Genomic DNA, 15,642 nt, shown 5'->3' with positions numbered 1-15,642 from the left:
AGATAAAGTTATGCGGGGATAGAAATAGGGTTGAAAGGAAAAGCGCGGCAGAGGCTTTAGGCAAAATGGGGCCAGCTGCTAAGGCAGCAGTTCCCACGTTAATAAAGTTATGCGGTGATAGTAATAGTGATGTAAGGAAAAGCGCGGCAGAGGCTTTAGGCAAAATGGGGCCAGCTGCTAAGGATGCAATTCCCGCGTTAATAAAGTTATTCGGTGATAGTTATGTAAGGGACCTCGCCATAAAGGCATTATGCAAAATGGGGCCAGATGCAGTTCCCGCGTTAATAAAGTTATGCGGTGATAGTGATAGAGATGTAAGGATAGACGCCGCAGAGGCATTAGGCAAAATGGGACCAGCTGCTAAGGATGCAATTCCCGCGTTAATAAAGTTATGCGGTGATAGTGATAGCGTTGTAAAGTTATTTGCGACCCAAAATATTGTTGTTCTTGGTGCAGTAGATTCGGAAAAAAAATCAAAAAGCATAACAACTCTATTAAGTAATGGATTTGTCAAAGAAGCCTTGTTGCTGGAGCTTAAATATGCTTTGAAGGCGAATGAGGCACATCTGGCAGCACTATTACTGATCACTTTGAGTCTGCTGGTAAGCACTAAGGTAAAACATCGGGATAAAATAGCGCAGCTTCCTTCTAGTATCAAGTTTGCTGTCGAGCATTATATTAAAGCCGGGAATTATCGTGACAGGTATTTCCAACCTAATGCAAAAGATTATTTTAAGTTTCTTTTATTTAGTGCTTTGTTTGTCATCGCTGCCAAGCTTACCCCTGTTAAAAGTGATCTTGTTTATTATGCTGAAGAATTGTGGTTGATTTTAAATATGCTTAATCTCAACAAAATGCAAATGTCACAATTGCTGAGAGATATAGTAAGCCTAGTCCCTAACAAGATAGACTCTCTAATCCTATTCCATAAAGATTCTCCAGGTGAACAGGCTGCTATAGTTTTTAAGCATCTTGATAAGCTCGATACTGCGTCTTCCTATGCAGATGCGGTGATTGAATTGCTGGGTAAACGAAAAGACTTTCCTGCATTGATAGCATTGCTGGGAAACAACAATTGTTACTATGCAGCAAAAAACGCCCTATCTGAATATGGCCCAGTTTCTCCGGAATTGATTGTACACTGTCCACCGGCACATGTTCCGGAACTCTATAACCTGCTTAAGATCACAGATAAAGGTCTAACTCTGGAGGCTATAAAAAAATGCGATCCGATAAAGATGCATCAATTAGCTGCCCATATTCCGAATATAGATAAGGATATAGTACTGGCATTGATTGAACATTCTGATTGGTCATCAAATATGTTGGATTTGTACAGTAAGATACCTGCGCTATTGAGAACTATGGATATTACTAAAGCTGCTGTAAATAAGAGTCGGCATGCTGCTATCTATAATGAAATCCCGCAACAGTTCAGAACTCCTGAAATTTTAAAAATGCTTATTGCCGTGTCGGATGTTGCTATGCTCAACAGGATAGAACAAAATATTAAAAATAATGAGTGTCAAATTGAGTCTGACGATGACAAAGAAGAGCTGTTGTCTTTGATCACTAATCGTGCAGTTCGGCTAAAAGCAGAAGAAGCAGCATGGGAAGCAAGGGAAGCAGAAAGAGAAGCAAGGGAAGCAGCAAGAGAAGCAAGAGAAGCATGGGAAGCAGGAAGAGCAGAAAGAGAAGAAAGAGCAGAAAGAGAAGCAATGGAGAAGGCAGCATTCGAAGAGCAAAGGTGGTATCGTTAAAAGAAACGTCCGATTATTACACAGGGGCTGGAATTGTTATTATCTGCCCCTTTTTTAGCCTCGAGAAGTACAATTCCCGGAAATGAGCAGTCGATTTAATCGAGCCGCCGGTCAGGTACATAGGCGTTAACTTAGGGATTGGCGGAGGGAGTGCTCCAGTTGCTTAGCTTGATTGACAACTGAAAAATCCCCCTCGATGAGGGGGATGTCTTGAGCGAAGCAAAAGACAGGTGGAGTTCGATGGAAAGAGGATTGAGACAACTAACTGCAAGATTAGCATATAACCCTAAGTTAACAGATCGGGCAAAAGAATTACGTAAAAATATGATGCTGTAAGAAGCGATATTTTGTCAGAATATGGAATAAAGGTGATTAGATTTACTAACCAGGAGATTAATAATAATTTTAATGGAGTATGTCAAAGAATTAACGATGAACTCCCCCTGTCTTTTGCTAGTGCGCAAGACATCCCCCTCGATGAGGGAGATATTCCCCTGCTCACTAACAAAAAAAGCTTAGCTTGATAGCTATGAACCTCAAGAAATATTGTAAAAATATCCATGTTTAACAAATATTCCCTACTGGGCATAATGGATACTATAAGTTAGTATATAATATATATGTAATTAATATTTTATATTACGCATTAAAAATGAGCATTTTGAAAATCCAAACCAAAGATCGAAATAATTCAATGCAACTTTTCGGTCCGCAAGACGATAATTCCCTAGGGGCAGACTAGGTTTATCTATCTGTTCCTGTAAATAAGGGTGGCAGACGCTAACCCAATGATAAATTTAGGAGCTGCACATGAGCAATAATGTTGAAAAAACTTCATCCGGGAATTCTTCCTCTACGGTGTTTTCAGGTATAAATAAACTCGCAGAATCGGTCAAGAATGGAATAACCGATTTTGTTAAAAAAAAAATATATACCAATACCAATACCAATACCAAATATGTAACCAATATTCCATCAACTAATAACAATAAGATTGTTCCTTCTTTTGCGCTTAATCCGGCCAAACCGGCTATGGAGCCGAAAGTAGCAGATATCGCGAAAGTGAATATTTTTGTTGATAAAAAAACTATTTTAGATAAACTTCCGGAAATTAAAGATACATTGAGTAATTATTTTGAAAATCCAAATGAAGATAAACTTGTTTTTAAATCTGATTTGGCGGCGGTGGCTGAAGCTATTAAGAATTCTAATCTGACAGATGATCAGAAGAAAGTGTTTCAGGAGATTTTGTCTGCCAGGCTACAGGATGAATCTACCAAGCTACATAATGAATCTACCAGGCTACAGGATGATTCTACTCTTAATACCCCCAATTTAACCTTTGATCCCTACCAGAAAGGGGCGATCACTTCGCAGAACCAGGCGTACCTGCTCAAACTGGTTGCCGAAAAGATCGGAATAGAATCGAATGATGATAATAAGAAAGCCCTGATTAAACATTATGACAGCTTACTGCTGGGTTATGTCTACCTGATGGGCAAGAATGGGATTAATGGCGGCAATGCAGCCGGGACGTCATATATTAACAGTGACTACGATATCCACAGTCCGAGTCAGGAACTCCGCAATCCGTCATCCGGTGCCGATCTGATGTTTGTCGAAGCACTGCTCAAGCGGCTGCAGATGAATTATGATGGCACTCCTGCAGAAGTTTATAGCTTTTATGATCAGGTTAGGCAGTATTTGCCGGGATATATTTCTAACAGTACTGAGTTTAAGTCGCTTGGGAATGGGACGATGAAGGATGCAGTGAAGAACCTGACCAAATACTTTTTGGCTCAGGTAAAACTTGGGACCCTCCATAGCTTTGGCGGCAAAAACATTATTACAACATCGGTTATCACTCCCTCAAATAGCATTGCTACTCAAGATTATTGCGGACGGATGACAATCTACCCGGATATCAGCTTTACTTCGCTCTTGATGATGTCTAAGGCCATGGGGAATGATAAGGATATCCTCAAAGCACGAAAAGATATGTTTGATATTATTTACAGCGCATATAAGGACAATGGATTTATCCCGGATATGTTTGAGGTGAAGATATCCGATAAAGGTAAGATTGAGATAGGTGAGGAAAAAGATCTCAAAAACCGTGAATACAAAGAGACCGAGTATGGGCTTAAGACTTATGCTGCCATAGCCGAATCGATCTTGAGAGATGATGAATCGGAGCTCGAAAAAGATCAGCAGACAAGAGTAAAAATGATAGAAATGCTTGAAGCAGTTTATAAGAAAAAGATCGCGCCTGATCCTGCGTCCGGTGAATTCGATCCTAATAAGTTTAATGCAAATGTCGATAAATCACTTTCGATTTCAACTGCCCGTCTGATCTGTCAGGCATTGATTTTCGCGAATCCAGCGAGTCTAAAGAATCCAGCGAATCTAAAGAATCCAAAGAATCCAAAGAATCTAAAGAATCTAGAGAATCTAAAGAATCTAAAGAATCTAAAGAATCTAGAGAATCTAAAGAATCTAGAGAATCTAGAGAATCTAAAAGCCAGTTTGGAAAAAATCCCTAAAAATGAATCTCAATCTACACAGAACGAATTTACTTATGATATGTATACGCAGATTGCTTTTAATAACAATAATAATGCAACTGTCGAAAAAATTGATGATATGCCGGAGATTAACCTGGATCACTATTCCATGTTGGTCCTGGGCGGTGACGATTCTGCAGCCCTCTACAAAGAGATCAAGAATATGCTGAGCAGGAAAAATCTTGAGGATACCGATAAATTGTATGAACTGGTCCTGAAGTACGCTGACAAGTTTACTGATAGTAAACCGGGATTCACAGCTAATATGCTTGGTATGCAGGGCGCGTTTTCCTATTTCAATGCATTACGGGCCGGCGATATCCAAAAGCTGGCACAGAGCTTTGGGGTATCAACAGTACCAAAGTGTAACGATACTATGTTATCTCAAACAAAGAGCAAATATTCCGGGGTTATTCATGGAAAAGAAGTTAAGTACGGTGGTGTTACACCGCTCCTTCACAACCCTGGAGAGGTTTTTTCCTTTCCGTCTATTCCAGTTATTCCAACTATGGGAAATGCCGATTTGGTAACTGCATCTAACCAACAATTTTTTTCTGCTTTCAAATCTTCGAGCGATATAGAAGATCTGCGCAAAAAAATTAATACTGAAAACGGACCGGCTTACTTCCGCGCGTATTTTAATGAGCAGGTCCTTACCGAAACCAAAAATGGCAGGAACGATGCCAAGGCATTGGCACAAAAGTGTATTAATTATCTGGCACTTGCTTCATATGGAGTGATTGATACCAATTACCAGACTGCCGGTAATGTTGCAGATGTCATCGGTCTTCTGGAAGGCGCACTTTCTGATATGCACACCTATAACGAGTCACCGGTGATATTCCGGTACTTGTTAAATCAGACGGACATTTATGGTAAAAAGCAGACTGATAATATCTACTTGCAATTAGCACTCTCCCGCGCTATCCGCAAGACCAGCTTTGAAGGTCAGAAGAAAGATGTACTGACCGCTTATAAGCCGCTGGTAGAAGCCAAAGAGCTCTTATTTAATCTGGCAGATAATGATAAGAAAAATGATAGGGATCCATATAGGTTTGTTTCCAAAGTAAAAGAAGCCGATTCATGGACTGATTATGTTACGATTGATCCGGATTTTTGGCGTAGTCGAGTTCGCAACTTGTTTGGTAGCCAAGATGGAGAAAAAGTCCTCAACAACTTTGAGCAGCAAAAGCTCGCAGTTGAGAATAATGCTGATCTTATCCATGCCCAGAATCCCGTTATCAAGTCTTATGAACTGTTTATGGATGAACTGGTATCGTACTATAACGACCTGGGCCTGAACAATATGGCACTCTATTCACTCAATCTAGCCATGAATATCCAAAACAAATATGAAGGTGTTGACATGGACCTGCTTAATCAGGAACGGTTTAACCTCTCCAAATGGATGCAATCCGGTACCGATACGGTAGCTGAGAACCAAAAGTATGTAGCCCTCAATAATTCCTCTGCAATTGAAGCTGCTATTACGAGCGGGCATTCCTGGAAGGATAGCAACGGGAATAATCACGACCTTTTTGACAAATCCTACATGCCCAACCTCGAGGCAATGCGCGCAGATACTTTAGCCAAAATCGCCAATACCCCGGCACAGAAAACAGCCCTTGGCGTGGTTGCTAATTCCGTGAAGTTAGAAGGCGAGAACACTAACCTCACCGGGATAACCGCAAAACAGGTGGAGAACTATACAAATGGCCAGGCGTCGATCAAGTCGGGAGAAGACAGTCTTAATAAGATGTTCGCTAATGTCAAGAAATACCAGATCTATGACGAGGATATTGCTGGTTATTGTCAGGACCAAGCCATTGCTCCCAAGATAAATGATCTCATGAAAGAAAACAAGGATAATGAGGAACTGTCAAAGATATTTAATGGGAAAACTGGTGATGTTCAGGATACTGGGGCCCGTATCGCAGCAATGTGCCTGCTCTATGAAAAAGAAGAATATATCGCAGTTCAAAAAGGTATTGAGAATATTCTGGGAGAAGGGGACCTATGGATATTAAATACTGATTGGCAAGATAAAAACAAAGCCCTTATGACAGAGATGAAAAAGTTTAAACGGATGGAGCCTTCGGTTACTACCAATCGCAATTACCGTAAGGAAATGGTCGATACCATGCACTCATTAATCCAAAACTATTCACAACAGGCAGACTTGCTCTACAAGATCGCAAGTCAGATCTCAAGTCAGACCACAGATGAAGAAGCCCAGAAGGCTGCTGCTGCTGCTATAAAACAGGCAAACGAGTATGTGGCTAAGTCAAATGATATAGTAGCAAAAATATTTTCCAGTATCGAAAAGGATTCTAACGTACTTCAGAAGGTCGGATTGGTTAATAATTCTGATTTCCAAACAGATTATTACACATTAAAACAAGATGAAAAAAATAATAATCAATTGAGTCCGTTTGACGGCACCTCTTCGTCAGTATCTAAACGTATAGCCTGGATGCTTGATAACCATGTTTTTAATGAAGAAAAAGTTAAAGATCAAGCTGATGCAATGCGTGCCGATATCTACAAGACGATGTGTCTCGGCTACGAAGCCCGTCTAACTCAATTTATGACCAAAGAGACCAAAGACCTTGGGGTGATCAATAAGATAATCGAAGGAATGAGCAGTGTGGTGGACGATATGTTCAGGGGTACTGCCAACTATGAGATGATGTACGGACAATGGAACACTTTATTGTCCAAGGCATATATCGAAAAGGCCAAACTGCAAATGTCTGATGCTAAATCTGATGCTGGTAAGTTGACGGAAGCTGATGGTACCGCCCGGAAAGCACTGCTGATTTCGTACATGATGGCGGGGCAAAAGGTATCTTTTGATAAGGACAAAATTAAAGTTACTCTTGCAGATGGCAATGAAAAGATTTTTGACGGGTTTACTGAAAAAGAACGTATATATTTTGAAAAGGTTAACAAAGAAGCTCTCGACAAAGATGACATAAAAAATGGACGTATCACGTTAACACAATATCTTAACGATTCTGTCGTTAACAAGAATGCTGCCAATGCTACGGTCTCATACATCCGTGATTCGCTGCTGGGCATGGGTATAGAAGAGAGTCCGCTCGATAGGTTAATATACAAAGATACTTATATGATCATCAAAAGCTTTTTGGACAATAAGTACAATTACAAAGACATGGCGGCACTGCTCGCTACCGATAACGTTGATTATAGTGATCCGGACGCTTCTATCGGCTTGCTCGAAGATTTTTTGAAGCAGGAACACGATAAGTCGACTGACAAGCTGGATACCGAGAGTTTTGTTTGGGCCAGAATGTCTCTCGTTCCCCTCAAGATCGAACAGATCGTGAACAGACAGCGTAATATCCGGATGCAGCTCTCAAATGACAAACAGGCAGCGGCCACTGGTAATAACTTTAAGGAAATGGCTGCCCTATTTGATGATCTCTACGCACAGAATGAAAAGATTCTTACAATTCTTGCCGAGAAGAACGCTACCGGCGCTATCAAAGATAAGGATTCGAAGATCCTGTTTGCGATATATTGCCAAAGTTATATCAAAAATACCCAGAAAATACTCTCTTTTTATCAATCATTCGTCAAAGATTCCACGCTGGATCAACAGACCAGGAACGATGCTCTCAAGACCTTGAAAAAATATTATCTCCAGGCAACTGATATTGCCGGGTTGATCAAAAAAGATTCCTACACGCCTCAGCTTTCGCAGGATCCGCTGGTTGCTATGGTTAATAAGAACAAAGGCCTTTTCAAAGACCCTGAATTGCAACGCGAACTAGGTAGGTTTTTTACCGACAATCTCTCTAGGGATATCGATAATCTGATGCTGTATACCAATATGGTTATCAACAATGATGAAGAGCTCACGTACAATCCGAAAGGTGATGCTTTCGACACTATTCTGAGCCGCTATGGGAAACAGTCTTCTACAGAAACTGGCATGCTGGTAACTAACCCGAGTTATGACAGCAAGGTCTCTGCCAGGAACCAGGCAATGATGATGCTGGTTGCCGCTGAGATGAAACAGACTGCCGCTGAGATGAAACAGACTGACGCTGAGATGAAACAGACTGACGCCTTTGACAAGCTTTTGAAAGGGTACGAACATGTTTCTGGATATGGGAAATTTCCCGCACCATACATGGACAAGTACGGTAATCCTATCGCCATGGATTTTTATGGTAACAAAGTTGATGCCGCTGCTGCTGCTGTTGTTGCTGCGGTTGCTGCCGATGCCGCTGCCGCCGATGCTGATGCTGATACCGCTGATGGTGCTAAAGCTGCTGCTGCTGATGCTGCTAAAGCTGCTGCTGCTAAAGCCGCTGATGATGCTGCTGATGTTGACAGTCTGTTCCTGTTTGCTGCAGCTTTCGCGAAACAGGGTAAAGATGAAAATTTTCGTAATGTTGTAGAAGAACTCAAGAAACAGTTGCAATCCGGCAAAGATGTTTCGGTCGATGTATTATCTCCCCGGGTACTCGATGCTATTGCAACTAAGGACAGAGGTAATGCAGATTTCTGGCGCAAACTGAAAAAGCAATCCATGGCTACAGTACAGGAGTCATATGAAAAGAACCATATTCTTACTGACTCGGTCAACGTAACTTATGCCAATAAAGTTCTCGCTTGTAAAGTTCCGGACAAAGCACTGCAAGGATACGCAACTTACCAATATCTATCTGATCTTTCCAATAATCTTGATGATCCTAAGGTAATAGACTTCTTGAAAGTGGTTGTATCTGACGAACTCAAAAAAGATGTACTGATCATTGATTCAAAAGATCAAAATGGGTCTAAGTATACTGTCAACTTCAATGGCGATGTTAAGCTTGAACGATATGGATTCCTGAGTCGGGTCCCCTACGATGTCCTTGAGTCGGTCAGAAACAAGCTGAATATATCGGGCCGTTTTGTGCCCAACCAGGCGTTGATTTCCAAGATCAATGCCTCTTCCGGCATGCACGATGTTTATGCGCAAGACATGATTAATCTTGGAGCAAAAGGAACTGATTTTTCATCGGTGACGATTAACGAACTTCCGGTAGAGCAAAGGTCGACAGGCCAAAGCCCTTCAGAATATAATAATAATCTCTATCTGGATATCAAACGATATATCGAACTTGCCAAGGATAATAGTCAGTACGAAGTTATTTCCCTTAACCAGGCAGAAAAATACCTCACAGATATCAATAGCGAAGACAGCACAGATATCAATAGCAAAGACAGCAGTAAGGCCCGTGAAGGGGCGAGGGCTCTTGCTGATATGCTGATCAATATGAAATATAGCAGCCTGAATGCTTTGCAGAATGATGAGGACCTCTATATATCCGATGCCGGACTAACCGAGCTCTATTCGATCATGGGCCAGACAATTAAGAATCAGTCCAGTTCGCAATACTATAACCAGGACCTCCTCCGGGTAGTCCAATTACAGCAATGTTTTGGTCAGAAGCTGGAAACGTCTGATGATAAGAAGAGCATTTTTCATCAGCTACTTTATGTGCGTGTTGATAAAAAAGGTTATACTGATCCTTCTCTGCAAAATATTTTTTCTTCTCTACCTGAAAAAGTGTCAGCATCTGAAAATGTGTCAGCACCTGAAAAAGTGTCAGCAGATGTTAAAACAGAAATCAATAACAAGTGGAATTCCTATATTAAAGATCCCCAAAATGCTGTGGTTATCGATCGGTTCTTGCTGGGTAAATATCGTCCCCTGCTTACAGACCAGCCGCCAACCAAACAGCAGGATATTACCGAAGCGCTTTTACCGCTCATTCTGATTGATGAGTCCGCTAAGACATACAACGGCGCAGTGATGTCTATCGAAAAATACCAGGATATTACCAAAGCGCTTTTACTGCGCATCAAAGGCGAAGAGTTGTCTATCGAAGATTACAATAATACTTACGATAATTTTAACGATAATCAGCGTTCTTTAGTAAAAACTTTTGATGCTTCGACTGCAGCCGTTATCAAGTCTTATGTTGAGAGTTCGATGCTCAGTGCCTATATGAAGACCAACCAGGTAGACAAAGCCAGTGAGTTGGCTAAGTCTATACTCGAATCTTACACGAATACCAACCAGGTAGACGAAGCCAGCAAGTCAGACAGTTCTAAACTCGAATCATCCAAGGGTTATTATCTTGATCCGTTCAAGAACGCACTTATGTCGCTGGCCTACGCCAATATGCGCAACGGAAACCCGGCACTCGGGCAGGAGTTGGCTAATCTGATTAAAGATAAGTCAACCGGTGCCGAAGCCTATGAAAAAAAGGTCAGTATAGGTAAAAATGGACAGGATGACGTTTTTGTCCCTGGTCAGGTTATCGCAGATATCGTTAACGGTATGAACGAGATTGAACGCAAGAGCTTCATTAGCCTATGCTCAACAGCTACAGGAGCTGCCTCTTCGAAAGAAGACCAGAAATCGCGATTAGAATTTAGCAACCAAGTTATTGATGATGAGTATTACAAAAAAGCTTTTGAAGATGTTAAGGTCACCAAAGGCGCTGTAAATATAATAGATGATCCGGTACTATACCGCTACCTTGACGCAAAGCTTCAAACGATTACGATACCGGCTTATTATAATGTTTTAAACAATGGCGCCCAAAAACCTGAAGATCTAAAAGGCATAAGTGATTTGATCGATGCACTCGATACTAACTATTCCGGCGAGGATGAATTTTTCAAATTTGCAAAAAATAACCCTCAATTGATTAAGAATATTCTTGGCTGCTCAAATGAGATGGAGTATAGCCTATACAAAATGCAGGCTGCTAATTCATTTGAGGAAAGCCTTTTAGCTCTTGCGTCCGACTATAAAGATCAAGGCAATTACGTATTAGCATATATGCTTACAGATGTAGTTGAAGGGGAGATTGTCATTAATGATGCAGGCAATCTGGAAACAAGCGGTATAGCTAAAGGAACTAACGCGGAAGACCATCTTAATGCGTTCAACAGCCTCGCTGCCACGGACAAAAATTCCATACTTGAACAGTGTAAAATAGCTGCAAAAATGAAATCAAAAGCTGTAGCCATTCCGGGATTAAGCAACGAGGTAAAAATATTATTTAATAAGATTAGTATTTTAGAGATAAAAATTAGTGAGCATCAAAAAGATAGCAGTAAACTCGATGGCAAGATTATAGCGAAGAAGAATATGATTGAAGAACTTGAGAAAAAAATTAAAACTAATGGTGTTTGGGAATCCATTATTCGTACGCCGGTCATTGGTGATTTTCTTCAATTGTTCCCTGGAAAAGATGAGAAGGATTATGACAAAGAAGAGGAACCCTGGAAAAGCGAGTTGTCTAATTCACGTAAGGAGCTTGAAACTGCAGAAAATGAACTGAAAACATTGCAGACTAAGAAAAAAGCTCTTGAAAACGACATTGCTGAGCAGAAAACAGAGTTAAAGAGGGAGGAAAATTTACAGACAGCAACTACGCAAAACGATTTGCTGATCTTAACCAAGGCAGAGGCATACTATACTGAAGGAACTATTGATCAAAAACGTGCGGGCCACGAGCAGGATGCTGATAAAAGGACCGATTTATTAAATGCAGCAATAGGTAATTATTCAAAAGTTGGTGAATATGTTCAGTCTTCGATTGAGCACGAGGCAGCTCTTCTTGAAACTAATTTCTGGGCTGGAATGGGTATTGTCGGATGCACGATCAAAAAGAGTGAAAAAGGAGAGGACGAGAATCGGAATGTTATATATGATGACGCACTCCTGTCAGAAGCCCAGGCTAAGCTAGGTGATGTTAAAGAATTTGTAAATAAACTTGGCAAAGAAAACTATGCAAAGTTCTCTGATAAAGAGAAAATTAGCACCTTTTTATCTGAAATTATAGTGAAAGATGCAGAAATTACCCTTCTTAAAGGTGATTGTGCAAAAGCGCGTGAGATGCTTGAGCCTGAGCTGAAGAATAAGAACTCAAGTGCTTACCTTTTACTTGCCCGTATCTGCATGAAAGAAGCGGATGTACTTTCTGAAAAATTAAAGAACACTACAGATGAAGCAGAAAAGAAATCGCTGCAAGCCGAGCGAGAACAGAAATATAACGAGGCTATTGCTGGCATAAACGACCAGGAAGGCTCTGAATTCAACGGTATGTTGGATAAGCTCAATGCTTCTGATCCGAAGAAATCCTTAACGAATAAAATAGTCCAGAAGTTCCAATTGGGTGTCCTGTACAAATTAAAGGGTGATTATAATACCGCACGGGAAAAACTGATCGCGGCCAAAACTCTATTTACCGCTCAGAGGGCAGCTCATTATCTCTATGATACAGACATGCTCAGGAATATTGAATGGGAATTAGCCGATATCGATAAAATGGATGACGGATCAGCCAATACCGGGAAATACGCAGCTATCCTCGATGCTTTTAACACTGCAGATACTCCGGAAAAAGTACTTGAATGTTTAGGTGAATATGCTGATATTATGAAGATTTCCGGTATTTATAACAACCTTTCACCGGATGACAAACTGATGGTTGCAAAAGGCTTATTATCTGTCAGAAAAGACCAACAAAACGGAAAATTCGAAAGCTTCTATAGCATCGGCGGTATAGCAACTGACGTCATCACTGCTTTACCGGCAATCAATGCTATTAATAATGCTAAAAGTAAAGAAGAGGTCAAAGCAGCTCTTGATGAATCCTCAGGAATATTGAAGATTGATGGCAATTACGGAAAACTGACTGACGACGCTGATAAGCTGATCATCGCCGAGGCAGTATTAATGGCTAGAAAAGATAAGAATGGAATTGACAAACCATTTGATACTCCATATATGATTGCCGCAATTGTAAATGACAATATTAATGGCCTATCAATAATAAATGCGATCAATTTACCAGGTGCAACGAGCGCGACAATTCTGAAAGCTTTGCAAGATAACAGTCAGGTGTTGGTAGTAGTGGATCCTGCAACGAAAGAAAAGAAAAATGTATGGCCGAATGACCTTGAGACGCAGCAACTGATATCAGAAGGAATATTTAAAACGATCAAAAATAAAGAAGGAAACAATAACTATAGAACGATCTATGATGTATCCGCAGCAGTGGAAAGTTTTGGCGCAGGAGCAGCGATCGTAAAACCGATCAACGAGGCGACAACAAAAGAGCAGATTAAGACCCTGTTAGACAATAATATCTCAGCCCTTGATATTAGCGGAACTTACGGAACATTAACCAGCGACTCTGATAAGTTGTTGATAGCCGAAGCAGTTCTGAAAGCCAAAAATAATACACCATTGACCACAACGTACGATGTAAAAGCCGCAGTCGATCAGGCTTGTTCCGGTTTGCCCTTGGTCAAGGATTTTAATGCAGCTACAACAAAAGAGCAGATTAAGACTCTGTTAGACAGTAACCTCTCTGTTTTGGACATTAGCGGGACGTATGGAACTTTGACATCAGATTCCGATAAGCTGTTGGTAGCTGAAGCAGTACTGAAAGCTAAGAATAATGCATCGCTAACGACAACGTACGATGTAAAAGCCGCAGTCGATCAGGCTTGTTCCGGTTTGCCCTTGATCAAGAGTTTTAACGAGGCGACTACAAAAGAAGAAATCAAGGTCCTATTGGATAGCAATATTGCAGCCCTGAATATTAGCGAGACCTATGGGAACTTAACCGGTGACGCTGACAAAATGTTAGTAGCTGAAGCGGTTTTGAAATCCAAAAATTATGCTCCGGTAACAACAACCTATGATGTTAAAGCCGCAGTTGACCAATGTTTTGCGAATTTAACCTTGATCAAGAGTTTTAACGAGGCTACAACGAAAGAACAGATCAAGGACCTGTTAGACAATAATATCGCTGCCCTGGATATCAGCGGGACGTATGGGATTTTAACAACAGATTCTGATAAGCTGTTGGTAGCCGAAGCAGTACTCAAGGCTAAGAATAACACATCATTTGTCACAACATACGATGTAAAAGCCGCCGTCGATCAGGCATGTACGAACTTGAATGCAGTAATTAGCTCGGGTGGTGCTAGTACAAACGGACAGAATCAAACCTTAATCAAGAACTTGAATGCAGCGACAACGAAAGAAGAAATTAAGACCTTACTAGATAGCAATATAGCGGCTCTGGATATTAACGGAACGTATGGGACGTTAACCAGCGATGCTGATAAGTTAATGATCGCTGAAGCAGTATTAAGGGCAAAGAATTATTCCCCGTTTACAACAACCTATAATGTTAAAGCCGCGGTAGATCAATCCTTTGCAAATTTAAGCTTAATTAAGAGCTTTAATTCAGCAACAACCAAAGAACAGATCAAGACCTTACTAGACAGTAACATAGCTGCACTGGATATCACTGGAACATACGGAACGTTGACATCAGATTCCGATAAGCTGTTGGTAGCTGAGGCAGTACTTAAATCTAAGAATTATTCCTCGTTTATCACGACGTACGACGTAAAAGCGGCAGTTGACCAATCATATACTAACTTGGCTTTAATCAAGAACCTGAATGCAGCGACAACGAAAGAACAGATCAAGACTTTACTAGACAGCAACATAGCTGCCCTGGATATCAGTGGAACGTACGGAACATTAACTAGTGATGCTGACAAACTGTTAGTCGCTGATGCAGTGCTCAAGGCGAAGAACAATACTCCGTTCACAACAACTTATGATGTGAAGGCAGCTGTAGATCAGGCATGTTCAGGTTTAACCTTGATTAAGAGCTTTAACGAAGCTACAACCAAGGAAGAAATTAAGACCTTACTAGATAGCAACATCGCCGCTCTGGACATCAGCGGAACGTACGGAACGTTAACAACAGATGCCGATAAATTACTCGTAGCTGATGCAGTACTCAAGGCAAAGAATAATACTCCGTTTACAACAACCTATGATGTGAAGGCAGCCGTTGATCAGTCCTTTGCAAGCTTGTTTCTAATCAAGAGCTTTAACGAGGCAACCACGAAAGAACAGATCAAAACCCTGCTAGATAGCAATATAGCTGCCCTGGATATCAGCGGAACGTATGGAACGTTAACAACAGATGCTGATAAGCTATTAGTAGCTGATGCAGTGCTCAAAGCTAAGAACAACACTCCGTTCACGACAACTTATGATGTGAAGGCAGCTGTAGATCAGGCATGTTCAGGTTTAACGTTGATCAAGAGTTTTAACGAAGCTTCAACCAAGGAAGAGATCAAGACTTTACTAGATAGCAACATAGCTGCTCTCGATATCAGCGGAACATATGGAACGCTAACTAGTGATGCTGACAAGCTATTAGTAGCAGATGCAGTGCTCAAGG

Annotated in this window: 3 protein-coding genes; all 3 read left to right on the top strand. The window is 41.0% G+C overall.

Annotated elements, in window-relative coordinates; all coding sequences use genetic code 11:
* Window positions 1–65: 65 nt before the first annotated feature.
* Window positions 66–1,760: a hypothetical protein gene (locus DKM50_04175; GenBank protein PZM82182.1), complete on the top strand. Its 1,695-nt coding sequence runs from the start codon at window positions 66–68 to the stop codon at window positions 1,758–1,760.
* A 344-nt stretch (window positions 1,761–2,104) separates the two neighbouring features.
* Window positions 2,105–2,284, top strand: coding sequence for a hypothetical protein (locus DKM50_04170; GenBank protein PZM82181.1), 180 nt, complete (start codon window positions 2,105–2,107; stop codon window positions 2,282–2,284).
* A gap of 286 nt (window positions 2,285–2,570) precedes the next feature.
* On the top strand, window positions 2,571–15,642 hold a 13,072-nt coding region (locus DKM50_04165), incomplete at its 3' end, for a hypothetical protein (protein PZM82180.1).

The sequence above is a fragment of the Candidatus Margulisiibacteriota bacterium genome (assembly GCA_003242895.1).
GTDB lineage: Bacteria > Margulisbacteria > Riflemargulisbacteria > GWF2-39-127 > GWF2-39-127 > GWF2-39-127.
Note: the sequence above shows the minus strand (reverse complement) of the source record. Positions and strands in the feature narration are given on the sequence as shown.

What these genes read in the sequence shown, in the direction of transcription:
- DKM50_04175 (PZM82182.1), top strand. Translation starts at nt 66, where the DNA reads ATGGGGCCAGCTGCTAAGGCAGCAGTTCCCACGTTAATAAAGTTATGC.